Source organism: Salinispora oceanensis (assembly GCF_000383575.1).
GTDB classification, from domain to species: domain Bacteria; phylum Actinomycetota; class Actinomycetes; order Mycobacteriales; family Micromonosporaceae; genus Micromonospora; species Micromonospora oceanensis.
Genome location: NZ_KB911579.1, coordinates 1,039,118 through 1,066,106 on the forward strand (window position 1 = coordinate 1,039,118; position 26,989 = coordinate 1,066,106).

General features: G+C 69.9%; 25 protein-coding genes. 12 read left to right on the forward strand and 13 right to left on the reverse strand.

Annotated features, from left to right (window positions below; translation table 11 throughout):
• Nucleotides 1-31: 31 nt before the first annotated feature.
• The 6 genes from SALPAC4_RS0104610 to fdxA form a co-directional block, all read right to left on the reverse strand.
• Nucleotides 32-3,358: a S8 family serine peptidase gene (locus SALPAC4_RS0104610; protein WP_019869350.1), complete on the reverse strand. Its 3,327-nt coding sequence runs from the start codon at nt 3,356-3,358 to the stop codon at nt 32-34.
• Nucleotides 3,359-3,623: 265 nt separating this feature from the next.
• Nucleotides 3,624-4,271, reverse strand: coding sequence for a nucleoside/nucleotide kinase family protein (locus tag SALPAC4_RS0104615; RefSeq protein ID WP_018729266.1), 648 nt, complete (start codon nt 4,269-4,271; stop codon nt 3,624-3,626).
• Nucleotides 4,271-4,909, reverse strand: a complete 639-nt coding sequence (locus SALPAC4_RS0104620) for an SIMPL domain-containing protein (protein WP_019869351.1) — start codon at nt 4,907-4,909, stop codon at nt 4,271-4,273. The genes SALPAC4_RS0104615 and SALPAC4_RS0104620 overlap by 1 nt, the downstream gene beginning before the upstream one ends.
• A gap of 74 nt (nt 4,910-4,983) precedes the next feature.
• Nucleotides 4,984-6,024: a prephenate dehydrogenase gene (locus tag SALPAC4_RS0104625; RefSeq protein WP_027644408.1), complete on the reverse strand. Its 1,041-nt coding sequence runs from the start codon at nt 6,022-6,024 to the stop codon at nt 4,984-4,986.
• Nucleotides 6,025-6,042: 18 nt separating this feature from the next.
• Nucleotides 6,043-7,149: a succinyldiaminopimelate transaminase gene (gene dapC, locus SALPAC4_RS0104630; protein WP_275402193.1), complete on the reverse strand. Its 1,107-nt coding sequence runs from the start codon at nt 7,147-7,149 to the stop codon at nt 6,043-6,045.
• Nucleotides 7,146-7,472, reverse strand: a complete 327-nt coding sequence (fdxA, locus tag SALPAC4_RS0104635; RefSeq protein ID WP_018216902.1) for a ferredoxin — start codon at nt 7,470-7,472, stop codon at nt 7,146-7,148. The genes dapC and fdxA overlap by 4 nt, the downstream gene beginning before the upstream one ends.
• Before the next feature lie 79 nt (nt 7,473-7,551).
• Between fdxA and SALPAC4_RS0104640 the strand changes: the two genes are divergently transcribed.
• Nucleotides 7,552-8,514 (forward strand): GNAT family N-acetyltransferase, encoded by a 963-nt coding sequence (locus SALPAC4_RS0104640; protein WP_027644407.1) that lies wholly within the window; start codon nt 7,552-7,554, stop codon nt 8,512-8,514.
• A gap of 6 nt (nt 8,515-8,520) precedes the next feature.
• On the opposite strand, the gene SALPAC4_RS0104645 is transcribed toward SALPAC4_RS0104640, so the two are convergent.
• From SALPAC4_RS0104645 to mshB, 3 genes are all read right to left on the reverse strand, one after another.
• The gene (locus SALPAC4_RS0104645; protein WP_027644406.1) at nt 8,521-8,988 is read right to left on the reverse strand and encodes a hypothetical protein; all 468 of its coding nucleotides are present in this window, start codon (nt 8,986-8,988) and stop codon (nt 8,521-8,523) included.
• A gap of 81 nt (nt 8,989-9,069) precedes the next feature.
• Complete coding sequence (locus SALPAC4_RS0104650) at nt 9,070-9,513, reverse strand: hypothetical protein (RefSeq protein ID WP_019869355.1); 444 nt, start codon at nt 9,511-9,513, stop codon at nt 9,070-9,072.
• An 11-nt stretch (nt 9,514-9,524) separates the two neighbouring features.
• On the reverse strand, nt 9,525-10,502 hold the full coding sequence (gene mshB / locus SALPAC4_RS0104655; protein ID WP_019869356.1) for an N-acetyl-1-D-myo-inositol-2-amino-2-deoxy-alpha-D-glucopyranoside deacetylase: 978 nt from the start codon (nt 10,500-10,502) through the stop codon (nt 9,525-9,527).
• A gap of 85 nt (nt 10,503-10,587) precedes the next feature.
• Between mshB and SALPAC4_RS0104660 the strand changes: the two genes are divergently transcribed.
• Complete coding sequence (locus SALPAC4_RS0104660) at nt 10,588-12,720, forward strand: S9 family peptidase (protein ID WP_019869357.1); 2,133 nt, start codon at nt 10,588-10,590, stop codon at nt 12,718-12,720.
• A 70-nt stretch (nt 12,721-12,790) separates the two neighbouring features.
• Here SALPAC4_RS0104660 and SALPAC4_RS0104665 read toward each other — a convergent pair whose 3' ends face one another.
• Nucleotides 12,791-13,291: a VOC family protein gene (locus SALPAC4_RS0104665; protein ID WP_019869358.1), complete on the reverse strand. Its 501-nt coding sequence runs from the start codon at nt 13,289-13,291 to the stop codon at nt 12,791-12,793.
• Between the two features lie 26 nt (nt 13,292-13,317).
• On the opposite strand from SALPAC4_RS0104665, the gene SALPAC4_RS0104670 reads away from it, so the two are divergent.
• The 6 genes from SALPAC4_RS0104670 (at nt 13,318) to SALPAC4_RS0104695 (ending at nt 21,159) form a co-directional block, all read left to right on the forward strand.
• Nucleotides 13,318-14,154: a helix-turn-helix domain-containing protein gene (locus SALPAC4_RS0104670; RefSeq protein ID WP_397537949.1), complete on the forward strand. Its 837-nt coding sequence runs from the start codon at nt 13,318-13,320 to the stop codon at nt 14,152-14,154.
• A gap of 68 nt (nt 14,155-14,222) precedes the next feature.
• Nucleotides 14,223-15,659, forward strand: coding sequence for a TldD/PmbA family protein (locus tag SALPAC4_RS0104675; protein WP_019869360.1), 1,437 nt, complete (start codon nt 14,223-14,225; stop codon nt 15,657-15,659).
• On the forward strand, nt 15,656-17,068 hold the full coding sequence (locus SALPAC4_RS0104680; protein WP_019869361.1) for a TldD/PmbA family protein: 1,413 nt from the start codon (nt 15,656-15,658) through the stop codon (nt 17,066-17,068). Before SALPAC4_RS0104675 ends, SALPAC4_RS0104680 begins: the two co-directional genes overlap by 4 nt.
• Before the next feature lie 243 nt (nt 17,069-17,311).
• Nucleotides 17,312-18,130 carry a hypothetical protein gene (locus tag SALPAC4_RS0104685; RefSeq protein ID WP_033663015.1) on the forward strand — a complete coding sequence of 273 codons (819 nt, stop codon included), beginning with the start codon at nt 17,312-17,314 and terminating at the stop codon, nt 18,128-18,130.
• 11 nt (nt 18,131-18,141) lie between these two features.
• Nucleotides 18,142-20,055 carry a fumarate reductase/succinate dehydrogenase flavoprotein subunit gene (locus SALPAC4_RS0104690; RefSeq protein ID WP_018729254.1) on the forward strand — a complete coding sequence of 638 codons (1,914 nt, stop codon included), beginning with the start codon at nt 18,142-18,144 and terminating at the stop codon, nt 20,053-20,055.
• Nucleotides 20,056-20,058: 3 nt separating this feature from the next.
• Nucleotides 20,059-21,159 carry a succinate dehydrogenase/fumarate reductase iron-sulfur subunit gene (locus SALPAC4_RS0104695; RefSeq protein WP_019869362.1) on the forward strand — a complete coding sequence of 367 codons (1,101 nt, stop codon included), beginning with the start codon at nt 20,059-20,061 and terminating at the stop codon, nt 21,157-21,159.
• A gap of 84 nt (nt 21,160-21,243) precedes the next feature.
• Here SALPAC4_RS0104695 and SALPAC4_RS0104700 read toward each other — a convergent pair whose 3' ends face one another.
• A complete protein-coding gene (locus tag SALPAC4_RS0104700) occupies nt 21,244-21,684 on the reverse strand; it encodes a (deoxy)nucleoside triphosphate pyrophosphohydrolase (protein ID WP_019869363.1) in 441 nt (146 codons plus the stop codon).
• A gap of 188 nt (nt 21,685-21,872) precedes the next feature.
• On the opposite strand from SALPAC4_RS0104700, the gene SALPAC4_RS0104705 reads away from it, so the two are divergent.
• Together SALPAC4_RS0104705 and SALPAC4_RS0104710 are read left to right on the forward strand one after the other, a co-directional pair.
• Complete coding sequence (locus tag SALPAC4_RS0104705) at nt 21,873-22,169, forward strand: 4a-hydroxytetrahydrobiopterin dehydratase (protein ID WP_033662827.1); 297 nt, start codon at nt 21,873-21,875, stop codon at nt 22,167-22,169.
• Between the two features lie 88 nt (nt 22,170-22,257).
• Nucleotides 22,258-22,620 carry a PH domain-containing protein gene (locus SALPAC4_RS0104710; RefSeq protein WP_018222714.1) on the forward strand — a complete coding sequence of 121 codons (363 nt, stop codon included), beginning with the start codon at nt 22,258-22,260 and terminating at the stop codon, nt 22,618-22,620.
• A 39-nt stretch (nt 22,621-22,659) separates the two neighbouring features.
• Here SALPAC4_RS0104710 and map read toward each other — a convergent pair whose 3' ends face one another.
• Nucleotides 22,660-23,478: a type I methionyl aminopeptidase gene (gene map / locus SALPAC4_RS0104715; protein WP_019869364.1), complete on the reverse strand. Its 819-nt coding sequence runs from the start codon at nt 23,476-23,478 to the stop codon at nt 22,660-22,662.
• Nucleotides 23,479-23,559: 81 nt separating this feature from the next.
• Here map and SALPAC4_RS0104720 point away from each other — a divergent pair, with 81 nt between their 5' ends.
• Nucleotides 23,560-23,826 carry a helix-turn-helix domain-containing protein gene (locus SALPAC4_RS0104720; protein WP_018813989.1) on the forward strand — a complete coding sequence of 89 codons (267 nt, stop codon included), beginning with the start codon at nt 23,560-23,562 and terminating at the stop codon, nt 23,824-23,826.
• Nucleotides 23,827-24,390: 564 nt separating this feature from the next.
• On the forward strand, nt 24,391-25,656 hold the full coding sequence (locus SALPAC4_RS0104725) for a DUF1214 domain-containing protein (protein ID WP_019869365.1): 1,266 nt from the start codon (nt 24,391-24,393) through the stop codon (nt 25,654-25,656).
• Nucleotides 25,657-25,838: 182 nt separating this feature from the next.
• Here the strand turns inward: SALPAC4_RS0104725 and SALPAC4_RS0104730 are convergent, their stop codons facing one another.
• The gene (locus SALPAC4_RS0104730) at nt 25,839-26,507 is read right to left on the reverse strand and encodes an endonuclease V (RefSeq protein WP_020113457.1); all 669 of its coding nucleotides are present in this window, start codon (nt 26,505-26,507) and stop codon (nt 25,839-25,841) included.
• Between the last annotated feature and the right edge of the window lie 482 nt (nt 26,508-26,989).

The following is a 26,989-nucleotide window of genomic DNA, read 5'->3' on the forward strand; positions in this document are numbered from 1 at the left end:
CGCGGCGCTACCGCGGAACCACCGGGGTGACTCACTTCAGGCGGTACGCCTGCAGGATTCGCGTGCTCACCGTGTTGCCCTCGGTGTCCCGGGCGTGGGCCCGCAGCGACACGTGTCCCGAGGCGTCGTCGGGGTGCCGGACCAGGGCGGTCCAGCCGCCACCCGTACGCCGTACGGGCACCTTCCGCCAGGTCTTCCCACCGTCGTACGAGGAGTCAACGGTCAGCTTCGCGACGGTCGCGGTGCCCGCACCGGTTTGGCGCCGCACCTCGACCGGGATCGGCAGCAGCCGACCGGCGCGGGCACTGTTGTCGGCGGCCAGCGGCGGGTTGAACCGGATCGACGACAGCGGTAACCGGACCGGCTCCGGACCGGCCTCGTGTGTCGAACGGAAGGTCCAGGTGGATTCCACCTCAGTGCTGAGGTCGGTGAAGTCGCGGGTCGCCTCGACGGTAAGCCGATAGTCCGCCTCGGCCGGCGGCACCGAGAACTCGCCCAAACGGGCCAGCTCCGACTCGCCGATCAGCTCCCCGTCACGCCACAGCCGCATCCGCTCGGTCTCTTCCAGGGAGTTACCGCGGTGACCGGCGGCGTCGCTGAAGACCGGGATACCGGCGTGAATGGTGTCGCCCAACCGGCTCACGTGAATGAAGTCCGCCGGGTCGTCCACGGTCAGCACGGGGAAAGACGGCCCGAGCGGTGCCCTGTTCCAGACTTCCCGGGTGCTCCGGCCGGCCCGGTACGCGGTCGGCTCGGACGCCAGCCAGGCCGTCGGCTCCTGCCACGCCACCTTCAGGTCCGGTGCGGCAAAATTGATCACACTGCTCCAGCGGACCCCCCTGGTGTTGTAATACTCGACCCGTTGGCCGGGCACCGTGGTGGGCAGCCTGACAATTGCCCCGAAGATGGGATGCTCCAGCGTGGCCAAGACATACCGCTCCGCGGCCATCCCCTCGTAGCCACCGTGGAACCGGTGCTTCACGGTGGCGAGGTCGCTCTTGCGGTAGTCCCGGACGAAGCCGGTGGGCGCCCGTCCCGGAATCGCCTCACTGAGCGCGTACAGGTACGGGCTGTGGGCTGCCTCCAGATCGGCCCACTGACTACTGATGGTGGCGACGAATACCTCGTCGGAGACGCTACCGTTCCCGATCTGACCGACGGTGATGTCGTCGAAGTTGGCCGCCCACAGGGAGAGGTTGTAGGACCCGCCGTCGGTACTGTAGAAGGATGAGCCGATGTCGACTACAGCCGATGTCGCATCCCGCTGGGGGACGGTGACCCGGATCGGCTCCGCGGTTCGCGCGTCCACAGTGATAGCTCGTTCACGGTCGATCACCAGCTCCGGCGCGGCCAGATCGCTGACGCCGACGGATCCCTCCCCGGCTGGCTCGAAAATCGTCGACTTTAGCCCGTACCGGCCCTTTGGAAGCCGCACCTCCACCGTCCCGTCGGCGTCGTAGGCGCGCCATACCTGAAACGAATCCAGCCCGACCAGGCCGGTCCAGTATTCCGCCGCGGCCGCTCCCGTCCGATCCCGGTGGGTCAGGGTGACGTCGTAGCTCTCCACCTCACGGTTCACCGCCAAGGGAGTGACCGCCACAGTGTCGCCGGAGCGAGCCACCACCCGACCGGTCCAGTAGCCGTCGGCCTCCCCCAGCCGGGTGTCCACGGTGACGGTGGTCTCGGCCCGGCCGCCGGCCGGGATGGTGACCTGGTCCGCGCCGAGGGTGAACATGCCGACGGGCGCCGCCTCGCCGTCGGGGCCGGCCGCCTCGACCGTGAGGTCGAGCGCGACCGGGCTGGACCCCGAGTTCCGCCAGGAGACGGCACGGGTGACCGGCTGGTCGTCGTCGTGCGGCCAGCGGACCACGCCGAAGGAGACGCTGACCGGGTCGCTGGTCACCATCTGCCCGATCGCCCGGGTCAGATCGACCCGCCCGGCCCCCTGCTGGTACGCGGTCTGCGCCGGATGCGGCCGGGCGGCCGCCATCAGGGTCGACTTGAGCTGCTCCGCCGCCCAGTCCGGATGCTGTTGGGCAAGCAGCGCCGCCGCACCGGCCACGTGCGGGGCCGCCATTGAGGTACCGGAGAGCCGGGTGTAGTACTCCCCTACCGGTTCACCGATAAAACCGTCGGCCGACCGGGCGGCGACGATGTCCACCCCGGGGGCAGTGATGTCGGGCTTCAGCGCGTCGTCACCGACCCGCGGTCCCCGGCTACTGAAGTCGGCGAGTTCGTCCTCACGGTCGACCGCCCCGACGGCCAGGGCGGCGTCCGCGCTGGCCGGAGAGCCCACCGTACCGTCTCGGCCGGCGTTGCCGGCCGAGATCACGAAGAGCGCGCCGGTCTGCGCGGTCAACGCTTCGACCGCCTCCTCCAGCGGGTCGATCTCTGGGCTGTCCGGCCCGCCCAGGCTCATGTTGACCACGTCAGCTCGGTGGTCGACCGCGGCCCACTGCATACCGGCCAGGATCGCCGACTCGGGGCAGCCGACGTCGTCGCAGACCTTGCCGTCGAGTAGCGTCGCCTCGGGCGCCACGCCCTGGTACCGGCCCTCGGATGCGACACCGCTGCCGGCGATGGTCGAAGCGACGTGGGTCCCGTGCCCGACGGTGTCGCTGGCATCGGGCGTCCCAGTGAAGTTGCGCGCCTCGGCGATCCTGCCGGTCATGTCCGGATGGGTGGCATCGATGCCGGTGTCCAGCACCGCCACGGTTACCCCCGATCCGGTGAGGCCCGCCGACCAGGCGGCGGGGGCCCCGATCTGACCGACGCTGTGGTCGAGATTGATCGTGCGACGACCGTCGAGCCAGAGCCGCTCGACGCCCTCCTCCGCGCCGAACCGGACGCCGGTCATGCCCACGCTGAGAGCGGACCAGATCGCGGCGACATCGGACTTGCCGGCGGTCACCGCGGCACCATTGATCGCCGGGAGGTCGCGGGTCACCCCCGCGCCAGCCAGCGCCCCCGCACCACGGCTACCCGGGTCATCCGAGTACGACACGAGCAATGGCAGCGTGTCCCGACGGGCATCGTCGTAGCCGCCGTCGATAAGCCCGGTGATGTCGAAGAGCCGACGGTCGACCCGACCGGCCTGGATCAGCGCGACCGCGTCCTGTGGCACGACGGAGAGCTGGCCGTCGCGCTCGTGGTCGATCAGGAAGCGCATGTCCTTTCGGCCCGGGCCGGGACGCACCTCGGCGTTGCCGGTGGCGGTCACCGTGACCCGGTCCCCGGTGATCAAGGTAACTGTGTGCAACCTGTCGGACTCGACCTTCGCGGCCCCTGCTGTGGCGGCGGAAGCGGCGGTCGGCGCAGCGGAAGCGGCGGTCGGCGCGGTCAACGCCAGCGTGAGCACGAGGCCGATGACGGCCGTTGTTCTTCTCCGGTGCAACGGGGCCTCCTCGTCGAGGATTACATCTACGGGAGTCGCATTGACGAGGGGCAGAATTTCACTCCCAAGCGCACGCTCCGGCATCCGGCAGATAACGTTCCATCTACACTTACGAACTCGTCACAAGCACTGATGCCATCGCCGGATAGGCATGCTTTAACGACGACTCGCAGGTCAACAACGGGAAACGACGAGCGGCCGGCCCACCAGACCGCAGTCGTACGGCGACTTAGCCCGGTGGTGGCTCGGCGAGGCGCACCACCAGGTCGGCCCGGTGCGCCGTGCTCGCCACCAGCGCGGCGTTCACCTCGTCGGTGCCGCCCGCCCAGGCCCGGGCCTGGGCGGGCGAGCGCCCGTACGCCTCGTGCCGGGCGGTGAGCCGGCACCGCCGCTGCTCCGCATCGAGATCCAGGAACCACGCCTCGTGCAGCAGCGGCCGGATCTCCTCCCACGGCCAGTCCGGCAACAGCAGGTAGTTACCCTCGGTAACTACCAGCCGGACTGACGGCGGCACCTCGACCATCCCGGCCACCGGCTCTTCCAGCTCCCGCCGGAACTCCGGCGCGTAGACCGAGGTGGGCTCCGGGCGCCGCAGCCGGCGCAGCAGCGAGACGTAGCCGTTGGCATCGAACGTGTCCGGGGCACCCTTCCGCTCTGCCCGGCCCAATCGGACAAGCTCGGCCTGCGCAAGGTGAAACCCGTCCATCGACACCAGCCGGGCCGCCGGCCCCACCGCGGCGACGATCTGCGCGGCCAGGGTGGACTTGCCCGCGCCGGGAGCACCGGTGATGCCCAGCAGCTGGCGCGAGCCGGTGTCGGCGAGCGCGCGGGCCCGCGCCACCAACTCGGCAACAGGCACCACGCGGGCCGGCCCCATCAGCTGAGGACCGGCTCGCTGATCGTGAACCGCGCCTGCACCGCCGCCTGCACCGACTGGGGTTGCGGGTCCAGATCGAGCTCGGGCACCCTTTCGGCAGTGGCCGAGTAGGACCGGGCCGCCAACATCGTTGGTCGATCGACGCCAGCGTCGGCGAGCTCGACCAGCGCGGTCACCCGGGCGCCGAGCGCCTCCGCGTACTCGTGGGCCCGCCGCAGCGCGTCGGCGATCGCCGCCTGCCGAGCTTCGCGATAAACCGGGCTGTCCGGACGCAGCGACCACCACGGCCCGGACACCTCGACCTGGTCCTGGTCAGCCAGGCGCAGCATCATCTCGCCCAGGGTGGTGAAGTCGGTAACCGTGACGGTGGTGCGCACGCTGCCGTGATAGGCACGCACCCGCTCCCCCGAGCGGCGTAGCTCCGGGAAGACCCGCAGTTCGCCGGTCTCCCGCCGCTCAATCATCGGGCCGTAGCCGTCAAGGAGCACCCGGACGGCCGCCGCCCGCTCGGCCAGCCGGCTCAGCGTGGTCTCCCGGTCCCGATCCCGGGCCAGCACGGCCACGGCGAACCGGGCCCGCTCCGGCGCGATCTCCCGAAAGGACTCCCCACGAACCGCCACCACCGGTCCAGCCACCATGTGCACACCCTAGCGGCGGTTAACCGCGCCGGCAGGCCCGTCGGGGCGGGCGTCCCGCCCCACCGGGCCACACGTCACGCCCGGCTGGGCCGCGGCAGCCCGGCGGTGTAGCGGACCCGGCCCTCGCGCACCTGGCAGCCACCCAGATAACCGCCGGCCGCGCCCACCTCCCGAAGCCAGCCGAGCTCCGCGGTGTGGTCCGCACCGACTGGGAATTCGCGGACCTGGGTGGTGTACGCCCGGTCGGACAGCAGACGCCGGTTCGCCCCCGCCTCGTCGTAGCGCGCGACAAGCCGCTCCCGGTCATCGGAGCGCAGGGCATCGACCAACTCGTCCAGGTAGGCCCGCACCCCGGTCAGCTCCCGCAGCACCTCGTCCCGGTTGCCGAGCAGCAGGTTGGCCGTCCGCGCCGCCGGGGTGGCCGCGACCCGGGTGCCGTCGCGGAAGCTGCCGGCGGCGAGGGCGAGAACGGCATCCGGTGCGGCTGCCCGTCCGCTCGCCCCGGCCAGCGCCCCGGCGAGCAGGTGCGGCACGTGCGACGCGAGGGCGGCGGCCCGGTCGTGCTCCGCCGCGGCCAGCGGCACCACCCGAGCCCCGAACACGGCCAGGATCAGCCCGGTGAGCCAGCGGAACGGGGCCGTCGCCGGCCCCGGGCACAGCACCCACGCGGCGCCGTCGAGGAGCGTCGGCCCGGCCGCCGCGAGCCCGGCGAACTCGGCCCCCGCCATCGGGTGCCCCGGCACGAACCGGTGCAGCAGACCATGCTGGGCCGCCGCCGCGGCCACCTCGGCCTTGGTACTACCCACGTCGGTTAGGACGCAGTCGGGCCCGCTGGCCGCGGCGACAACCGGCAGGGTCGCCGGCAGGGTCGGTAGCGGCCCGCACAGGAACACCAGCTCCCGTCCGGCGACCGCCGCCTCGACGGTCTCCGGGACCGGCACTCCCCGCTCGCGGGCCTGGCCCCGGGTCGTCGGGTCCGGGTCCCAGCCGGTGACGTCCAGCCCGGCTGCACGGAGCCGCAGCAGGATGGACCCCCCGATCAGACCGGTCCCCACGACCGCGGCCCGGACCCCGCGGTACGCCGCCCCGGCCGCGGCGCTCCCAGCATCGGTCACGGTCGGCACCCGCCGCTCTCAGCCGGCCAACCGGTCGGCGACCGCCGCCACGTGCTGGTCGGACGCGGTCAGCGCCACGCGGACGTGGCGAGCTCCGGTGGGCCCGTAGAGGGCGCCCGCCGCCACCAGGATGCCCCGCCGGGCCAGCCAGTCGACCGTCGCCCAGCAGTCCTCGTCCCGGGTCAGCCACAGGTAGAGGCCGGCCTCCGAGTGCTCGACGGTGAACCCGGCGGCGGTGAACGCGGCGCGCAGCACGGCCCGTCGAGCCCGGTAGCGCTCCCGCTGCTCGGCGGCGTCCCGCTCGTCCGCGAGTGCGGTCACCATCGCGGCCTGCACCGGCGCCGGCATGATCATCCCGGCGTGCTTACGCACCTTGAGCAGCTCGGCGACGAGCGCCGAATCGCCAGCGACGAAGCCGGCCCGATAGCCGGCGAGGTTGGACCGCTTGGACAGCGAGTGCACCGCCAGGACACTGTCGTACGAATCGCCGCAGACCTGCGGCGACAGCACCGAGACCGGCTCGGCCTCCCAGCCCAGCGGCAGGTAACACTCGTCACTGGCGACGACCGCACCGCGCTCCCGGGCCCAGTCGACGACCTTGCGCAGATGGGGTGCGGGCAGCACCCGCCCCGTCGGGTTCCCGGGCGAGTTCACCCAGACCAGGCGGACCCGGGGGGTCGGGCCGAGGGCAGTCAACGAATCAGCCCGCACGACGGTCGCGCCGGCGAGCCGAGCCCCGTCCTCGTAGGTCGGATACGCGACCGACGGCACCACGACCACGTCCTGCGGCCCGATCCCGAGCAGCGTGGGCAACCAGGCGACCAACTCCTTCGACCCGACCACCGGAAGCACGCCGAGCCCTTCCGGGTGGGCACCGCAGGCACGCGCCGCCCAGGCCACCATCGCGGCCCGCAACGCCGGCGAGCCGGCGGTCAGCGGGTACCCGGGGGCGTCCGCGGCGTCCGCCAGCGCCTGCCGGATCGACGGTGGCACCGGGTCAACCGGCGTACCGATGGAGAGGTTGATCAGGCCCCCCGGGTGCGCCGCGGCCAGAGCGGCCGCGGCCTCCAAGGCGTCCCAGGTGAACTCCGGCAGCCGAGCCGAGACCGGCGTGGGCCGGTTCAGTTCGCCTCTCCACGCGGCGCCTGCGCCGCGACGAAGGTGGCGTCCTTCTCCACCTTGCCGATCTTGGAGGCTCCGCCGGGCGAACCCAGGTCCTCGAAGAACTCGTAGTTGGCCGCGGTGTAGTCCTTCCACTGCTCCGGCACGTCGTCCTCGTAGAAGATCGCCTCGACCGGACACACCGGCTCACAGGCACCACAGTCGACGCACTCGTCGGGGTGGATGTAGAGCATCCGGTTGCCCTCGTAAATGCAGTCGACCGGGCACTCCTCGATGCATGCCTTGTCGAGCACATCCACGCACGGCTCGGCGATGATGTAGGTCACCGATCTTCTCCTCCGCAGACACGCCGCGATCATCCGCGACGGGTATGAGCCTAGTATCTCCTCGGGGAGGAGGTCGATCGTGCTCCAACCAGAGGATGTGGGACAGCGGGTCGTGGTCCGCCGAATTGTGGGGATTCGCGCAGGCCGGCCCCGCTTCTCCGATGCCCTGGGCGAGTTGACTGAGCTGAGCGAGAGCCATCTCACCCTCGTCACCGCGCAGGGTCGGCTCGAGGTGCCGAGGGCCGAGGTCCACCGAGCGCGACGAGTACCCCCTTCCCGACGGCCGGCAGCTGCCGCGGTGGCGGCGCTGGAGCACGCGGCCGACGCGGCCTGGCCCGCACCGACCCGGGCCCACCTGGGCGACTGGCTGCTGCGCAGCGCCGACGGCTGGACCGGACGCGCCAACTCGGCGTTACCCGTCGGCGACCCGGACCGCCCGCTGCCCGTCGCGATCGACACGGTGCAGCGCTGGTACGCCGACCTCGGTCAACCAGCCCTGATCAACACACCGCTTCCGCTCGCCGCGCCGGTCAGCGCGGAGCTCGATGCCCGGGGTTGGCACGGTGGCTCGCCGGTGCTCGTCCAGACGGCACCCTTGGCCGCGCTGCCGCCCGCCCAGCCCGACCTCGCCGACACCCCGCCGGTCGAGCTGACCGCCGCGCCGTCGGCGGACTGGCTGGCGCTCGCCGCCAACCGCAAGGGCGACCTGTCAGCCGCCGCCCGGCACGTGCTCACCGCCGTACCCCAGATCCGCTTCGCCCAGGTACGCAGCGACGGCCGGCTGGTCGCCATCGGCCGGGGAACGGTCACCGGGGCGAGCCGCTGGCTCGGCCTCAGTCTGATCGAGGTGGCACCCGAGGCACGCCGGCGAGGACTGGCCCGGCAGGTGGTTCACGCCCTGGCCGAGTGGGGTACGGCGATCGGCGCGACGAACGCCTTCCTCCAAGTCGAACGGGATAACGCGGAGGCGGTGCCGCTCTATCGAGCGCTCGGCTTCACCACCCATCACACCTACCGGACGCGAACGGCACCGGCCGACTGAACCGGGTCAGCGACGAACCGGCTTCTGCGGCTTCGCCGTCTTCGACTCGGCGTACCGCTTCAGCACCTGGGAACGGTGGTCCAGGCCGAGCGCGACGGCCAGCAGATAGCCCAGCAGCACCCCGATGCCGGCGACTGCGGCGTAGAGCCAGATCTGCGCGAAGAAGGTCCCCGCACCGCCACCAAACGGGTTCTTCCCCACCAGCAGCGGCCCGACCAGCACGGTCAACGCCAGCGCGACACCGACCGCGGCGGCGATGTCCGCCCCCCACTCGGCGGCCGGCCGGCTTCGGCTCCAGCCGAAAGCGACCACGGCCAGGCCCACCCCGATCACCACGAACATCCCGAGTGACACCCGGTCGGCCGCGGTCGTGTCCGCGTCGTCGAACCCCACCCGGATGATCAACCGAGCGACCACGTTGACCACGAACAACGCACCCGCCAGCGCTCCGGCCACCCGCCACCGCTGCCTCATCGCACCCTCCCGACATACCGCCCGCCACCACTCGTACGGGTCGTCCTGGCAGGAATGTCTACCACCGGAGGGCGGCTGCCGTCAGGTCCTGGGCCGGGTAGCCGGCGGGGCGGCCAGGATCTGCCGGAACCCCAGCACCGCGAAGGTCATTGCGCCGGCCACGACGAGCAGCAGGTCCACCCAGGTGCCGGCCAGCAGCACGTCCCCCTCCGAGGTGCGGATCCCGGCGACCGCGACCAGGAAGAACCACGGCACGGCGGGCAGCGCCACCGCCCACCGACGCCCGACAGTGGTCAGGGCGAACCAGCTCAGGGCCACGTTCAACCCGACCGCGACCAGCACGGTCACACCGATCAGATGGCCGCCGACCCGCAACGAGGCGAGCAGGAGCTCCAGCACCGCGCTGAGGGCCCCGCCGGCGACGGCCAACACGCCGCCGCTGACCCGCAACGCCCGACTGGCGAGCCGAGCGTTGCCCCGGGCTGGGAGCGGAGCGCTCTCGTCGGGCACGACCGACACCGGCACGGCGGGAAGACTCACCACTGACCGGTCGCACCGACCGGGGCCCGGTTGGCGCCGTCGGAGAGAGTCTGGTCCGAGCCCTCCGCGACCGAGGTCCGGTCCGAACCCTCCGCGACCGGCAGCCCGGCGAAGAGATCGTCCTCCCACCCGTATGGGCCGAAGCCGGGACCCTTGTCACCGCTGGCGAGGGTGTAGTACTCCACCCCCATGAACTCGCTGCCGAAGTTGCCGGCGATCGAGTACAGCCAGGAGTTGTCCGGAATCTGGGTGGCGTGCGCGCGCATCGCCGCCTCCTTCGCGGCGTGCTGCCCGCTCGCGTCGATCCGGGCGGCGATGCGCTCATCCGGCGTACAGAACGGCAACTCCACCGCCTCCTGGATGCCCGCGAACGGGTTGTCCGACGAGCCGGCGAAGTGCGTCATTCCGGCCTCCAGCACGCTGCGCGGCATCGCCGTCCAGTAGACCTTCGCCGGAGCGAACCCTTCAGCGGCGGCCAGCTCGTGTGCCCGCATCGCCACCCGGTGGGCCTGGATGTGATCCGGATGGCCGTAGAACCCGTTGCCGTCGTAAGTGACCATGACCTGGGGTCGGAGCTCCCGCATGAGCTCTACCAGCTGCCCGGCGGCCACATCGAGATCGGCCTGCCAGAAGGCGCGCGGGTGCTCGTTGGTGGCCAGGCCCATCATCCCGGAGTCGCGATAGCGGCCGGCGCCGCCGAGGAACCGGTGGTCGGTGACCCCGAGCGCGCGGCAGGCGGCCGCCAGCTCCGCGATCCGGTAGCCGCCGAGTTGGTCAGCTTCGGCCGCGGCGAGCTGCGCCAGCTCCGGCACGTGCACCTCACCCTCCTCGCCCAGGGTGCAGGTGACCAGCGTGACGTGGGCGCCGGTGGCCGCATAGTGGGCCATCGTCGCGCCGGTGCCGATGGCTTCGTCGTCGGGGTGCGCATGGACCAGCAGGAGCCGGCGATCGGGCAGTGTCGTCACGTCCGTCACTCTATCCGGCGGTTCTCGCCGCCGACCCGGATGCGTCCGAGCAGGTCCGCCACATCACCCACGGCACCGCCCTACGATCCGACGTGTGGACTTTCCGGAGCTGGCCGCACGGACCCGTCGGTTCCGCCACGGAGCGCCGCGGGCGATCTCGGTGGCCGACGACGGCTCCCGGGTGCTCTTCCTTCGCTCCGGCGGGCCGACGGACCCCACCGAAGGGCTCTGGCTCCTCGATGTCGACACCGGGCAGGAGCGGCTCGTCGCCGATCCGGCGGCGCTCCTGTCAGAGGATGCCGACCAGCTCAGCCCGGGAGAGCGCACGCTGCGGGAGCGGCTGCGGCTGAGCGCCGCCGGCATCGGCTCGTACGCCCTCGACTCGGCTGGCCGGGTGGCGATCTTCGCCCTCGGTGGCCGGCTCTTCCGGGCCGACCTGATCCACGGGGACGTGGTCGAGGTGGCCGCCGCCGGCCCGGTGCTCGATCCCCGACCCGACCCGACCGGGCAGCGGCTGGCGTACGTCACCGACGCCGGCGCCGGGGTCCGCCGGGGGGAGCTTCGGGTGGTCGAGCACGACGGCACCGACACCATGCTCGCCGGCGAGGACGCGGGGGTCATCTGGGGGCTGGCCGAGCACGTCGCGGCGGAGGAGTTCAACCGGTTCCGGGGCTACTGGTGGGCGCCGGACGGTCGCTCGGTGCTCGCCGCCCGAGTGGACGAGTCCCGACTGGACCGGTGGCACCTGCATGATCCGGCGGAGCCGGCGACCGCGCCGACCACCGTCGCCTACCCCCGGGCGGGCGGAAACAACGCCGAGGTCAGCCTGCACCTGCTCGACCTCGACGGCGGCTGGGTCGACGTGCACTGGGACCGGGAGACCTACCCGTACCTGACCGCCGTGCACTGGACCGACGGCGGACCGCTGATCACCGTGCTGCGCCGCTCCCAACAGCACGGACTGGTGCTCGCGGTGGACCCCCGCACCGGGGAGACCCAGGTGCACGCCGAGCTGGCCGACCCGCGCTGGGTGGAGCCGGTGCCCGGTACTCCCGCCCACCTGCCGGACGGGCGGGTGCTGGTGGGCGGGGAACTGGCCCACGACGGCTACGACGCACGGTGCCTCTTCGCCGACGGCACGCTGCTGACACCGCCGTCGCTCTACGTACGCCGGGTGGTCGGCCGGCTCCCGGCCCGCTCCGGCACCGGAGCGGCCGACCTGCTGGTGGAGGCGGCCGAGGGCGAGCCAAGTGAGCAACACCTGTTCCGGGTCCGCACCACGGTCGGCGGCGGTATGGACGTCCGCCGAATCACCCCGGACTCCGGCTGGCACGTCGGTGTCGTGGGCGGGGACGTGTTGGTGGTGGGCAGCGCCTCCCTGGACCACCCGGGTCTGCGCTGGACGGTCTGGCGCGGTGACCGGGAGGTGGCGACGCTGCGGTCATTCGCGGCGACCCCGCCGTACGCTCCGCTGCCGTTGTTGGAACGGGTGACCGACCGGCGGCTGCCGGCGGCAGTGCTCTACCCGGAGAACCACGTCTCCGGCCGCCGGCTGCCGGTGCTGCTGGACGTGTACGGCGGCCCCGGCCACCAGGAGGTGCTGGCGGCGCGGTCGGCGTGGCTGGAGCGGCAGTGGTGGGCCGACGCCGGGTTCGCGGTGGTCGTGATCGACAACCGTGGTACGCCGGGGGTCGCGCCGTCGTTCGAGAAGGCGATCCACCGGCGGGTGGCGGACATGGTCCTCACCGACCAGGTGGAGGGGCTCACCGCGCTGGCCGACAAGCATCCGGACCTGGACCTCGACCGGGTGGCGGTGCGGGGCTGGTCGTTCGGGGGCTGGCTGGCCGCGCTGGCGGTGCTGCGCCGTCCGGAGCTGTTCCGGTGCGGGATCGCCGGAGCGCCGGTGACCGACTGGAGCCTGTACGACACCGCCTACACCGAACGCTACCTGGGCCTGCCCGAGGACGGGATGGACGTGTACGCCCACCATTCCCTGGTGGAGTTGGCCGCCGCCACCGAGCAGGCCCGGCCGCTGCTGCTGGTGCACGGGCTGGCCGACGACAACGTGGTGGCGGCGCACACGCTGCGGCTGTCGGCCGCGCTGGTGGCCAACGGGCACCCGCATTCGGTGCTGCCGCTCACCGGCGCCACGCACCTGGCGGCGGGCGGCGTCGGTGAACAGCTGCTGCGGCTGGAGCTGGCCTTCCTCCGTACCCACCTGGGGTGAGCGCCGTCCCCGGCGGGTACGGAGAACTCGGGTCAACCCGCGCGGTGCCGCCCGCTACCCGCGCCCCCGGTCACCCCGCCTGTTGCCGGGCCCAGTCGGCGACGCGTCGCGCGCTCTCCTCCTCGGAGAGGTCCTCCACCCGGGTCAGGATCGACCACCGTACGCCGAACGGGTCCCGGATGCTGGCGAAGCGGTCACCCGAGACGAAGGTGGACGGGGCTTCCCGGATCACCGCGCCGGCCGCCTGAGCCTGTTCGACCACGGTGTCAACGTCCGGACAGTAGAAGCCGATGGAGTAGCAGTCCTGCTCCCCTTCGGGGCCCGCGACGAGCCCGTACTTGGGCATCGGCTCCCCGAGCTGCAGCAGCCCCTGGCCGAAGTCGAGGACGGCGTGGGCCACGACACCACCCAGCTCGGTCACGTCAACCACCCGCGCACCGAAGATTTTCTGGTAGAAGTCGATGGCCCCGCGGGCATCCGGGATGGCCAGAAAGGGAGTCAGGCTGGTAGCTCCACGCGGCGTGCCGTTCGTGGTGTGCTCGCCGTCGGCGGCTCGGTTCGGCTCAGTCATAGGAGTTGACGATAGGTAGGCGCGGCGTGCACCGGCTTGAAGATTCGCGACAGAGGTCCGAGCTGAATACGGCGAGCCGGCGGGGTGTCCTCTATCCGGCGCGGCTTCCCACGTTCGCCCGGGTTCCGGCACCAGATTCGGTGGCACAGTTGGTGCGCTGGTTCTGGATTCCGGAGTGGTGTCTCCCGGCAGGGCAGACCTCCCGACAGCAGCTGATCGCCTTTCCCGCCTGCAATCTGGTGGTCGAAACAGCCGTGGTCGGCCTCGCCGGGCCGACCACGGGCAGTTCGTACCGCGAACTCACCGGCACCGGCTGGGCGGTCGGAGCTCTGCTCCGGCCAGCGGCGGTGCCTCACTTCGCCAGCGCGCCGGCGGTGCTGCGGGACCGGTACCAACTCCTGGACCTCCCGGTCCTGCGGGAGCGGGTGAGGCGAGCGATGCTCGGGCCGGACAATCCACCGACCCGGCACCGCCAGGCGGTGGACGCGTTCGCGACGTGGCTTACCAGTACGGTGCCGCCACCGCCGTACGAAGCGCTGCTGGCCAACCGGATGGCCGATCTCATCGACACCGATCCGGCGGTGCGCACAGTCGAGGATGTCGCCTGCCGCCTACGCCTCTCCGCCCGCTCGGTGCAGCGGCTCGCGGCCCGGTTCGTCGGGTTGCCGCCGGCGGTGATGATCCGCCGCCGCCGACTACAGGAGGCCGCCCAACGTCTGCGGAATGATCCGGAGACGACGCTGGCCGATGTCGCCGCTGACCTCGGTTACAGCGACCAAGCCCACCTCGCCAACGAATTCCGGTCGGTACTCGGCCTCACGCCGGGTGCGTACCGACGCCGGGTCGGGCCAGCGGTCAGCTGATCCGGCCGCCCGGGCGGCGCGGCGCCACGCCACCGGACGGATTCGGCCAACTCCCCTAGGGTCGAGCCATGACCGAGTTCGATGCGGCCTCCATCGCTGTCCAAGCCGCCCTCGACGCGGGCGCCCGGTACGCCGATGCCCGGGTGATGCACCGGCGCTACGAGTCCATGACGGCCCGAAACGGCGATATCGAGGAGCTGACCCAGGACGAGAATGTCGGGCTGGGGGTCCGGGCGCTGGTCGGGTCGAGCTGGGGCTTTCACGCCGTACCCGATCTCTCCGATCCCGCCGCCCGTGACGCCGGCCGCCGAGCGGCGCGGATCGCCGCGGCCAGTGCCCGCGTTCCGGGCCCGCCGATCGACCCGATCCCGGCCGAGCCGGTCACGGCGAGCTGGGCCTCGGCCTGCGCGGTGGATCCGCTCGGCGTACCGCTGTCGGTCAAGGGTGACCTGCTGGTCGAGGCGACCCGACTGATGACCGCGCACGGCGCCGACCTCGCCGAGGGCCTCTACCAGGTCTGGGACACGGCAAAGTGGTTCGTCTCCAGCGAGGGCCACCGGATCGACCAGCGCATCCGCGAGTGCGGCGGCGGTATCTCGGCCACCTCGATCGGCGCCGGCCAGACCCAGCGGCGGTCGTACCCGAGCTACCGGGGCCAGTACGGCACCAGCGGGTGGGAACTGGTCGACTCGCTCGACCTGACCGCGCATGCGGCACGAATCGCCGACGAGTCCCGAGCGCTGCTCACCGCACCGCTGTGCCCCGCGGGCGAGACCGACCTGATCCTCGGCGGCGAGCAGCTCGCCCTCCAGATCCACGAGTCGGTCGGGCACGCCATCGAACTGGACCGGATCCTCGGCTGGGAGGCGGCCTTCGCCGGCACCTCCTGGCTGGAGCTGGCCCAGCTCGGGTCGCTGCGGTACGGCTCGGAGCTGATGACCGTCACCATCGACCCGACGCTCCCCGGCGCGCTGGGCAGCTTCGGCTACGACGACGAGGGTTCCCCGGCGGTCCGTCGGGATGCGGTCCGGGAAGGACGCTGGGTTGGCGTGCTCGCCGGCCGCGACTCGGCCGCCGCCGCTGGCCTGGACTACGGCGGCAGCGTCCGGGCGGACGGCTGGGCCCGGCTGCCGATGGTGCGAATGACCAACGTCGGGCTGGAGCCCGGTCCACACAGTCTGGACGAGATCATCGCCGCCACCGACGAGGGGGTGTTGATGGACATCAACCGGTCCTGGTCCATCGACGACAAGCGGCTCAACTTCCAGTTCGGCTGCGAGGTCGGCTGGGAGATCAGGAAGGGGAGACGGGGACGGATGCTGCGCAACCCCACGTACACCGGAATCAGCCCGCTCTTCTGGCGTTCGATGGACATGCTCTCCGGCGAGACGGTCGCCTGGGGGACACCCAACTGTGGCAAGGGCCAGCCGGGGCAGGTGGGGCACACCGGCCATCCGGCCGCACCGGCCCGCTTCCGTGGCATCCGGGTGGGGGTGCGCGCGTGAGGGCGGCGAAGCTGCCCGGGTCCGAGCTGGACCTGGCGGGCCAGGTGATCGAGCTGGTCCGTCGGCTAGCCGGACCGGCCGCGGCGGCCGAGGTGACGGTGACCCGGGCCGAGCTGGCGTTGACCCGGTTCGCCAACTCGTTCATCCACCAGAACGTCGGCGAAACCCACCGCACCGTACGGCTGCGGCTGCACGTCGCCGGGCGGAGCGTCGCCAGCAGCGGCAGCGTCGGCACCCCGGAGGGGCTGCGGGAACTCGTCGAGCGCACCCTGGCGGCGGTACGACTCGGTCCGCCCGACCCAGTCTGGCCGGGACTCACCCCACCTGCCCCGATTCCGCCCGGGGCGCCGGTGGACGAGGCGACCGCGTACGCGGAGCCGGGTGACCGGGCCGATCGGGTCCGCGCGTTCGTGGCGGCGGCCGACGGGCTGGAGACGGCCGGCTACTGCCGTACCACCCACCGCTCGTCGGCGTTCGCCAACTCGGCCGGTCACTCGGCCCGGGGCCAGACCGCCGAGGCGGCGATGGACGGCATCGCCCGCACCGGCGGGTCGGACGGGGTGGCCCGGCTGGCCGCCGACCGCCTGGCCGACCTGGACGGCTCCGCCCTCGGCGCCCGCGCCGCCGGCAAGGCTCGGGCGGCGACCGACCCGGTCGAGCTGCCGCCCGGCCGGTACGAGGTGGTGTTGGAGCCGGCCGCCGTCGCCGACCTGCTCCAGAACCTGTCCGCCTACGGCTTCAACGGCAAGCGGCACCACGAAGGTCAGTCCTTCGCCGAACTCGGTACGGCCCAGTTCGACCCGATGGTGACCCTGGTGGACGACCCGCTCGACCGCTCGGGTCCACCCTTCGACGTGGAGGGCACGCCGCGGGCGGCGTTGACCCTGGTTGACGCCGGCGTCACTGCTGCCGTCGCACACGATCGGCGCTCCGCCGCCCTGGCCGGCGCCACGTCAACCGGGCACGCGGTCCCCGGCGGCGCCGCGTGGGGCCCGGTCCCCCGCAACCTGCGCCTCACCGCCCCCTCGACCGAGGCCGTGCGGCAGCCCGGCTTCGGCGACGCCCGAACCGGGGCGGTTGTCGACCCGGACACCACCCCGCTCCTCGTTGGCGTCCGCCGGGGTCTGCTGGTCAGCGACTTCTGGTACACCCGGGTACTCGACCCGAAAAGCCTGGTCATCACGGGCCTCACCCGCAACGGGGTGTGGCTGGTGGAGGAGGGCGTGATAACTCGGGCGGTGCGCGACTTCCGGTTCACCGAGTCCTACCCGCGCGCACTCGGTCCGGGAGCGGTGCTCGGCGTCGGGCCCGCGCTGGCCCGCCAGCCCGACCGGGTAGACGGGGTCTGGTGGGAGGCACCGGCGCTGCACCTCACCGGGTGGAACTTCACCGGCGGGGCCTCCGGCTGACCAGTGCCGTCGAACGAACGGATGGGCCTCGATGCACCGACAGGCCTTTTCAAGAACGGGGACACACGGGACACTGCCTTGCGCGGACGGCTCGCAAAGATCGGCGTAACGTGTGTCACTTAGCTGCGCCGTTTCTCCGGCGCGGTCGTTGGTGTGCGCATGACGTTGGCAAGCGGGTGCGGCCCGGTTGCCTACCGAACTTGATCCGCCGCCCATCCGGGCCCCGTCAGGGAGACGACTCGAATGACATCAACGGCAACGAGGCCGGGAGGGCCGGGTGCGCCTCCGCGTGCCGCCATCGCGGCGAGAACGTTGCGTACCGACCGCTGGTGGGTGCAGCCCGTCGGCATCGCCGCGATTCTGCTCTTCTTCATCGTCTACTCGACGATCCGCGTCTTCATGGCGAAGTGGTACTACGTGGAGGACTACCACTACCTCACACCGCTGTACTCGCCGTGCCTGACCGACTCCTGCGTACCCGGCTCGTCGCACTTCGGCACCCCGTTCGGGGAGTTCCCCTTCTTCCTCCCCCTCGGCATCGTCGCCTTCCCGATCGTCGCTGGGTTCCGGGTGACCTGCTACTACTACCGCAAGGCGGGCTACCGCTCGTTGTGGGCGTCCCCGCAGGCCTGCGCGGTGACCGAGCCGCACCAGAAGTACACCGGGGAGACCCGGTTCCCCCTGTTTGTCATGAACTGGCACCGGTACTTCTTCTACCTGGCCTTCGTGGTTCTGCTGATCAACATCTATGACGCCTTTCTCGCGTTCCGCGGACCGGACGGTGCCTTCGGGGTCGGCCTGGGCTCGCTGATCATCCTGGTCAACATCGTCGCTCTCGCCGGTTACACGCTCTCCTGCCACGCCTGTCGGCACGTGATGGGCGGACGACTGAAGCACTTCTCCCGGAACCCGGTGCGGTACCGCTTCTGGACGTTGATCTCGAAGTTGAACGTCCGGCACGGCACGTTCGCCATGGTGTCGCTGTTCACGGTGCTCTTCACCGACTTCTACATCATGGCCGTCTCCGCCGGCTGGTTCACCGACCTGCGGTTCATCAACTAGAGGGCCCCGATATGACCACTACCACGCGAATCGAACGACACCACTACGACGTCGTCGTGATCGGAGCCGGCGGCGCCGGACTGCGAGCCGCGATCGAGGCCCGACTGGCCGGCAAGAAGACCGCGATCATCTCGAAGTCGCTCTTCGGCAAGGCGCACACGGTGATGGCCGAGGGGGGCGCCGCGGCCGCGATGGGGAACGTGAACAGCCGGGACAGCTGGCAGGTGCACTTCCGCGACACGATGCGCGGCGGCAAGTTCCTGAACAACTTCCGTATGGCCGAGCTGCACGCCAAGGAGTCGCCGCAGCGAATCTGGGAGCTGGAGACCTACGGCGCCCTCTTCGACCGGACGAAGGACGGGAGGATCTCCCAGCGCAACTTCGGCGGGCACGAGTACCCGCGCCTCGCGCACGTGGGCGACCGCACCGGCCTGGAGCTGATCCGCACCCTCCAGCAGAAGATCGTCTCCCTCCAGCAGGAAGATCGACACGAGCACGGCTCGTACGACGCCCGGATCCGGGTCTTCGCCGAGACCACCATCACCGAGCTGCTACTTGACGGGGACCGGGTCGCCGGCGCCTTCGGCTACTACCGGGAGTCGGGCGAGTTCGTTCTCTTCGAAGCGCCGGCCGTGGTGCTGGCCACCGGCGGGGTCGGCCGCTCGTACAAGGTCACCTCGAACTCCTGGGAGTACACCGGGGACGGCCACGCGCTGGCGCTACGGGCCGGGGCGACGCTGATCAACATGGAGTTTCTCCAGTTCCACCCGACCGGCATGGTCTGGCCCCCCTCGGTGAAGGGAATCCTGGTCACCGAGTCGGTCCGCGGAGACGGCGGGATCCTGAAGAACTCCGAGGGCAAGCGGTTCATGTTCGACTACGTGCCGGATGTGTTCCGGAAGCAGTACGCGGACAGTGAGGCCGAGGCGGACCGCTGGTATGAGGACCCGGACAACAACCGGCGGCCACCGGAGCTGCTGCCGCGCGACGAGGTGGCCCGAGCGATCAACAGCGAGGTCAAGGCGGGCCGGGGCACCCCGGCTGGCGGCGTCTACCTGGACATCGCCTCCCGGCTGCCGGCGGAGGAGATTCGCCGTCGCCTCCCGTCGATGTACCACCAGTTCAAGGAGCTGGCCGACGTCGACATCACCCGGGAGCCGATGGAGGTCGGGCCGACCTGTCACTACGTGATGGGCGGAGTGGAGGTCGACCCCGACTCCGGTGCGGCCTTCGGCCATGTCCGCGGGCTATTCGCCGCGGGTGAGGTCTCCGGCGGCATGCACGGCTCCAACCGGCTCGGCGGCAACTCCCTCTCCGACCTGCTGGTCTTCGGCAAGCGGGCGGGCGGGCACGCCGCCTCGTACGCTGACGGGTTGGCGTCTCGGCCCCAGGTCCCGGTGCCGGCGGTGGAGACCGCGGTGGAGACGGCCCTGGCCCCGTTGCAGCGGGACACCGGCGAGAGCCCGTACGTCCTGCAGCAGGATCTCCAGGCGGTGATGGGCGACCTGGTCGGCATCATCCGGCGGGAGGGCGAGCTGGTTGACGCGCTGGCCCGACTCGGCGAGCTTCGCGAACGAGTCGCCAAGGTGAGCGCGGCGGGCGGCCGGCGCTACAACCCGGGCTGGCACCTCGCCCTCGATCTCCGCAACATGCTGGTGGTCTCCGAGTGCACCGCCAAGGCAGCGCTGGAGCGGCGGGAGTCGCGGGGCGGCCACACCCGGGAGGATCATCCGACGATGGACCCGGCCTGGCGGCGGGTCAACCAGGTCTGCTCCCTGGAAGGCGACATCGTGCACCTGGACCGCAAGCCGCTACCGCGGATGCGGCCGGAGCTCTTCGCCCTCTTCGACCGCGCGGAGTTGGCCAAGTACCTGACCGACGAGGAGCTGGCGGAGTTCGACGCCCTCGCTAAGGAGGAGCGCTGAGGAATGGGAACTGAGAAGAGCCAGGCGGCCGGCGCACCGGCCACGAAGCGACAGTTCCGCATCTGGCGGGGCGACGAGACCGGCGGCGACCTGAAGGAATACCTGGTCGAGGTGAAGGAGGGCGAGGTCGTCCTCGACATCATCCACCGACTGCAGAGCACCGAGGCACCGGACCTCGCCTGCCGCTGGAACTGCAAGGCTGGCAAGTGCGGCTCCTGCTCGGTGGAGATCAACGGCAAACCGAAGCTGGCCTGCATGACCCGGATGTCGACCTTCACCGAGGACGAGACGATTTCGGTCACGCCGCTACGGACGTTCCCGATTGTTCGGGACCTCGTCACCGATGTCTCGTTCAACTACGAGAAGGCCCGGGAGACACCGGCCTTCGCACCGCCTCCCGGTGTCACCCCGGGCGACTACCGGATGCAGCAGGTTGACGTCGAGCGCTCCCAGGAGTTCCGCAAGTGCATCGAGTGCTTCCTCTGCCAGACGGTCTGTCACGTGATCCGGGACCATGAGGAGAACAAGCCCGCCTTCTCCGGGCCGCGATACTTCATCCGGGCGGCCGAGTTGGACATGCACCCGCTGGACGCGCGGGACGACCGCAAGGAGTACGCGCAGGCCGAACAGGGGCTGGGCTACTGCAACATCACCAAGTGCTGCACCGAGGTCTGTCCCGAGCACATCAAGATCACCGACAACGGGATTATCCCCATGAAGGAGCGGGTAGTCGACCGGAAGTATGATCCTCTTGTTTGGCTCGGTAACAAGATCTTCCGGAGGGGTCAGGTGCCTCAGACCAGCGTGACCAGCGAGCACTCCCCGGGCGCCGTGCGCACCCCCGCCGCCGGCCCGCCCGGGTTCCACTCCCACGCGGGAGCCTCGCACGACCCGAAGGCCGAGGCGCAGGCGCAGGCGGGTGTCAACTGGCATCGTGAGGTGCCGAAGCCGACCGCCCCGACACTTGACGAGTCCGGCAGGCTGCCGCTGACCGAGCTCACCTTCGACCGGCCGGCGGCACCGTCGCCCTTCGGTGAGGACGTGAGCTTCCCGCTGCCGCCGGAGCACCTAAACTACGCCCACCCGGAGCAGGACAAACACTGAACACGTCAGCGACGACGACAGAGCCGGCGGCAAACTCCGCCGGCTCTGTCCGTTTTCAGGTCGGCCTTCCGGTTCTGTTGCGGGTCAGCCGGCGGCCAGCAGCGGGCGAAGCGCGGCGACAATCGGGGCATCGGCGGGCAGCCAGGTGACGCTGTCCAACTCGGCGGCGGAGAGCCAACGCAGCGCCGAGTGCTCCAAGGCCTGCGGCTGGTCGCCCTGCAGCAGCCGGGCCAGATACACCCTCAGCACCGAGCGCCCATGGGCCATCCGAACGCTCCGGCCGATCCGTTCCCCAATCTCCACCCGGACAGCCAGCTCCTCGGCGCACTCACGCCGTAGCGCCGCGGCCTCGCTCTCTCCCGGCTCCACCTTGCCGCCGGGGAACTCCCACCGGCCCGCCACCTCCGGCGGGGCAGACCGTGCGCAGGCCAGCACCCGACCGTTGCGGATGATTGCCGCGCCGACGATCACCTTCGGCTCGGGTCGCTCGACCCGGCCGCCATCGCTTGCCTGTTCAGTTCGCACGAGCGTCCAGCGTGCCAGATCAATCGTCGGTTTGGGTACCGTGACTAACCCATCAGGCCAGGAAGACCCAGAAGTGTGGCCGTGGACACAGCTCCCACCAAGGGACAGACTAAGTCCACCAAAAAGACACGGAAACGCGACGATTAGGCTACAAGACCGCAACGATGCCGGGAGGTGTGGTGGTACGCATGCCGTTCGGGCGGGGTAAGCACAACTATCTCAACGATGCGCTGACTCTGCTGCCCGGTTGGACCCGGGAGGGCGAAGGGATCCGACGGACGCTCCCCATTGACGACTCACAGCACGCGGCCCTCACCGAGCGGGTGAAGGTGGTCGCGGACGCGCTGCACCTTCGCCCCGACATCAGCCGCCACGCCGACCAGACCGAGATACGAGTCGGCCACGAGACCGTGCCGCTGACCGAGGGCGAGGTCCTACTGGCTGCCCGCATCGAGGACGCGTACCGCGCCGTCACCGAGCCCTGAGACGACGTGGGTCACCGGTAGCCGACGAACCGTCACCACAGATCACTTCGCCAAGCTTCGATGTGCTTTCTACGCCTACGCTGAGGCCATGGCGAACGCGACATACGACCGCAAGGAGCAGCTGCAACAGATCCAGAGCGGGCTGCTCGAGGGCGAGCAGATCATCGCCGTCTACGACGCCGTCGGCACCGGTACCGGCTTCATCGGCGTGACCGACCGACGCGTGATCATTCAGGACCGCTCGTTCATCGGCAAGCGCTACGCGATCACCAGCATCCCGTACGCGAAGATCACTAGTGTGAGCGTGGTCAGCAACAAGTCGTGGGGCGGCTCGTTCTTCTCCACCGGCGCCATCGCCATTCACGTCGGCACGCACACCTACGAGGTGGAGTTCCGCGGCTCCCAGAAGAGCCACCACGTGCACAACGTGATCCTGCACTACATCAGCTGACCCGCCCCGGTCCGGGTACGGCGGCCCTTGGGAGTCGGGTCAGGAGGCCGCCGCGGGCCTGCCGGTGGCGTCGCCGCCGGTGGCTCCGCGACCAGGGCGGCGGGTCAGAATCTGTGGGCCCGTGGCGGTGATGGCGATCGTGTGTTCGGAGTGGGCGGTACGGGAGCCGTCGGCGGAGCGGATCGTCCAGCCATCGTCGTCAAACCTGATCTCGTCGGTGGAAGCGCAGAACCAGGGCTCGATGGCGATGGTGAGGCCGGGCTGCAGCTTCAGGCCGCGACGGGCGCGGGCGTTGTTGGCCACGTGCGGGGCCTCGTGCATGGTGCGGCCGACGCCGTGCCCACCGAACTCGCCGTTGACCTGGTAGCCGTAGGAGTGCGCGACCTGACCGATCGCGGCGGAGATGTCGCCGAGTCGGCCCCCCGGCTGGGCGGCGGCGATGCCGGCGTCGAGGGCGACCTCGGTGGCCTCGATCAGCTTCAGGTCAGCCGGGGCGGGGGCGCCCACGATGAGGGAGACCGCGGAGTCGGCGACCCAGCCCTGGATGCTGACCGCCATGTCGATGCTGAGCAGGTCACCGTCGCGGAGGAGATAGTCGTGCGGCAGGCCGTGCAGCACCGCGTCGTTGACCGACAGGCACAGGACGTTACGGAAGGGTCCGCGGCCGAAGGAGGGAGCGTAGTCCCAGTAGCAGGACTCGGCACCGCGTTGCGCGATTCGACGGCGGGCGTGGTGTTCGAGGTCCATCAGGTTCACGCCGACCGCGGCGACCTCGCTCAGTTCGGCGAGCAGCTCACCGACGAACCGGCCGGTGACCGCCATCTGGCCGATCTCCGCGGCGGACTTCAGCTCAATCACGACGCCTCCCGGGCAGCGGTATTTTAATACCGTATTTTTATACCACCCCCTGGCGAGAGCACCGGGAGCTATCCTGCCGACATGGTTCGCCAACCCCTGACCGCCGAACAGATCGCCGCGGGCCAGCGCCTCGGGGTCGCCCTCCGGGCCGCGCGGGCCGACCGCGGCCTCGTCGAGGTGGCCCTGGCGGCCGGCATCTCCCCTGAAACCCTGCGCAAGATCGAGTCGGGTCGCCTGCCCGCACCAGCGTTCGGCACCGTGGTCTGCCTCAGTCGCGCCCTCGACACCCCCCTAGCCGAGCTGGCTGACGCCTGGCTCGCCAGCCCGTCCATCCCGCAGGCATCCTGACCAACAGCGGCGCGGGCGGCCCCGGCCAACCAGCCCGGCGGCCACCTCCAAGCGCCGGAGCCCCCGGCCAAGCGCCGGAACTACTCCGTTGCGGCGGTCTCAAGGAGCACACAAGCCCCGCCACCGGCAACCCAGAGCACACTCCACGAAGGCTCATCCACCGGCGCCGCTCGAACCCGCGATCGGACCCTCGCCCGCCACGCGAACCTTCGAAGCTACCGCAACGGCCCAGGTTTCGGCGCGCAAAGCCGGACAGACTCCGCCTTCGGGTGACACGAGCCGTTTCGCAGAATTAAGGCTCAGAGTTTGCGAGACTGTGAACGATCATCAGATTTGGTCTGAAGTAGTCGCCCATTCGGTTGCGAATTCGTGATGCCCATCTGCGCATCATTCGAAGGAGGCTTCATGGCCCGCTTGATCCGATCCCTCTGTGCCTCCCTCTGCGCTGTGGTGATCTTACTTACCGTTCCCTCGTACACCACTGCGAGATCACCATCTTCCGGGGGTCCAGGAGGAGAGGCCGACAGTCAGGCAACCGACGTTTATGACGTGACGCGCCGTTATGTGACGAAGTTCTACCCTCGATGGTTCACACACCAGCAACAACTCATCCTGGTCCCCAACCTACTTTTCGGACCAGACCGGATGTCCCCAATATTTCGCTCCGTCGTAGCACCAAATGACGACACGCTGTACACCTCTGCGCTCGTCGGCGTACGGAACGAGCCAGCGGTCCTGGAAATTCCGGACACCATGGCGACTTACGGCGTACTCATCACAGACGTCTACGGGAACATCATCAAGACGGATATCTCGACAACCTCTGGCGGTCGCTACGCCCTTACCGGACCCGGCTGGAGCGGAACCCTTCCACCAGAATTGACCGAAATCCCGCTTCCGGTGACGAACCCGCTAATGATCATCCGAGTCAACAGATTCTCACCCGACGGGGAGAACCAGATCGCGCTGGCCGAAGAGTTCCGGCGATCCCTCCGCATGGGCCCCCTGCTGGCGTACGAGCGGGGCGTACTGGCAGAGACCCTGATCGTCCCGGTGTCTTTCTGGGCTCGCTCGTTCAAGCTCGATGCGGACCGGATGATCAAAGATAACCCACTTCGCTTCCTGCGAGAACTCCAGCGGGGAGTGATGGATATCCGGACACCACCGCTCACCGGCGACAACAGGGCACTAGCGGAAGAGTTCGACCGGCTGTTTGCTACCGGGATGTTCGAGGACGAATTCGCGCGAGCGACCCAGGACGCGCAGGCCGACATCATCTCGAACTATCTTGACAACACCGATCAGAACAACTGGATCAACTTCCGGAACATCGGCTTCTGGGGAACCAATTACCTCGACCGATCCTCGATTACCCAATTCTGCCAATACTGCAATGACATCGAAAGTTCAGCATACTACGACGTCTTCAAAGACAGCAATGATCGACAACTGAACGGCGCCTCCGGTGGATATGTCCTCACGTTCGAAAGAGACCAGATCCCCCAGGCCCGCGAGTTTTGGTCCGTTACCTCCTACATATCCGAAACAATCACCCTGCATCGCAACCCGGAGGACAAGTACGTCGTAGCAGGCTATACGCCCGGGCTCGAGACCAACGAGGACGGCTCGATCAGCATCTACGCAACACCAACTCCGCCACCCGGAGTGAGTATCGCCAACTGGCTACCCGTACCCGATGGGCCCTTCAGCATGATGCTCCGCGTCTACGGCCCGGAGGGGAGCGTGGCCGCGGGAACGTACGTCCCACCGGCGGTCCGTGAAATCAATCAATCTGGACGGAACGGAGGCAGTCCCCGCGGGAAGGGTTGAGCCTCCCTCGTAGCGGCCACGCACCGCTCACCTCCACGAAGGGCCGTGTTGGGGGCGGGAACCGAGAAAGCGCCCTCCGGGCCGGACTGACGGGACCCTGTCGAGTTCGCGGCAGTCCACCGGGGGGCGTTTCTGGGATTCCGGCGGTGAAGAATCCGTCCTCGACCAGGCCAGCCGCCCGATCAGCCTCCAGACCGGCTCAACCCGCTCAGCGCTCGACGGGACACGAGGTCCGCCTGACGAGTCGCCTCAGGAATTCGATAGCGCGGACACAAGCTCAGGGTTAGGTCGCATGCCTGATCAAGACCAATTCGATGGCCAACCGAAACGAAGACGGGCTTGACCCCATCCCGCGTACGTAGCGCACGCCCAAGCGTCTCACCACCCTCCTCCAGCGGCGACCCGGCGCCACGGCGAGGGTCTGGGTACGCGAAATCGGCGGTGAAGGAGGTCTTGGCGACCCCGAACGTTGGCAGCCCAGTCAACACACCGAGATGACAGGCCAGGCCGAAGCGCCTCGGATGCGCGATGCCGTAGCCGTCACAGACCAACACCTCCGGCTCATCCGCCAACCCCTGGAGCGCCTCCAACAGAATCGGCACCTCCCGAAACGCCAGCAGGCCAGGGACGTACGGAAACTTGACCTCCCCGACCACGGTCGCCACATCTGTCACCGCCAACGACTCCAGCTCGATCACCACAGCCGCCGCACATACCCGGTTTGTGGATTTCTCGTAGGACACATCGAGCCCCACCACCGACTCCGGGAAGGAGGTCAGTCGGGTCGACAGGTCAACCTGACGCCGAAGCTGTCGCTGAACTTGCTCAGCATCCTCTTCACTCCAGGGCACAGCTGAGGCTATCCAGGAACCGGGCGACGCTCGCGCGCGCCTGCCGACGGGTCGCCCACTCCAACTCGCCGCTCACCACTCCCCCTCCGCTGGCCAGTGGCCGCGATTAATCGGAATCTGATGTCGCGCACGGCACGGTAATTCTCCGCCACATCGGCAGGTCCACCGCCACCGTCGCCAGCACCAGACCGAACGATGCCGACGCGCCAGGGTCAGCGCGACCACCAAGACGTACGCGTCATAAGGGACCCGCCGCTCCACAGACATCAAACGCTCTGCCTGCTGCCTGTTGCCGACTGCTGATGCGCGCCTCGCGCCTGGTCCAACAGGCGCTGTCGCGCGGCTTCCTGTTCCATTTCCTGGATGCGCTGGCCGACTCCGGAGCCAGCCGGTGCCGACACGAGGTATCGACTGACAATTCGACGCAGAAAGCCAATTGCCACGGCCATAGGTCCGCCCCTCAATCCTGAAAGCGCGGAGGG

Excerpts from the sequence above, each read along its gene's own strand:
- SALPAC4_RS0104720 (WP_018813989.1), top strand. The coding sequence starts at position 23,560 with ATGGTTCGCCAACCCCTGACCGCCGAACAGATCGCCGCGGGCCAGCGC.
- SALPAC4_RS0104665 (WP_019869358.1), bottom strand. The coding sequence starts at position 13,291 with ATGACTGAGCCGAACCGAGCCGCCGACGGCGAGCACACCACGAACGGC.
- SALPAC4_RS0104705 (WP_033662827.1), top strand. The coding sequence starts at position 21,873 with ATGCCGTTCGGGCGGGGTAAGCACAACTATCTCAACGATGCGCTGACT.
- SALPAC4_RS0104620 (WP_019869351.1), bottom strand. The coding sequence starts at position 4,909 with ATGGTGGCTGGACCGGTGGTGGCGGTTCGTGGGGAGTCCTTTCGGGAG.
- SALPAC4_RS0104695 (WP_019869362.1), top strand. The coding sequence starts at position 20,059 with ATGGGAACTGAGAAGAGCCAGGCGGCCGGCGCACCGGCCACGAAGCGA.
- SALPAC4_RS0104675 (WP_019869360.1), top strand. The coding sequence starts at position 14,223 with ATGACCGAGTTCGATGCGGCCTCCATCGCTGTCCAAGCCGCCCTCGAC.
- SALPAC4_RS0104690 (WP_018729254.1), top strand. The coding sequence starts at position 18,142 with ATGACCACTACCACGCGAATCGAACGACACCACTACGACGTCGTCGTG.
- SALPAC4_RS0104710 (WP_018222714.1), top strand. The coding sequence starts at position 22,258 with ATGGCGAACGCGACATACGACCGCAAGGAGCAGCTGCAACAGATCCAG.
- SALPAC4_RS0104645 (WP_027644406.1), bottom strand. The coding sequence starts at position 8,988 with ATGAGGCAGCGGTGGCGGGTGGCCGGAGCGCTGGCGGGTGCGTTGTTC.
- SALPAC4_RS0104615 (WP_018729266.1), bottom strand. The coding sequence starts at position 4,271 with ATGGGGCCGGCCCGCGTGGTGCCTGTTGCCGAGTTGGTGGCGCGGGCC.
- SALPAC4_RS0104685 (WP_033663015.1), top strand. The coding sequence starts at position 17,312 with ATGACATCAACGGCAACGAGGCCGGGAGGGCCGGGTGCGCCTCCGCGT.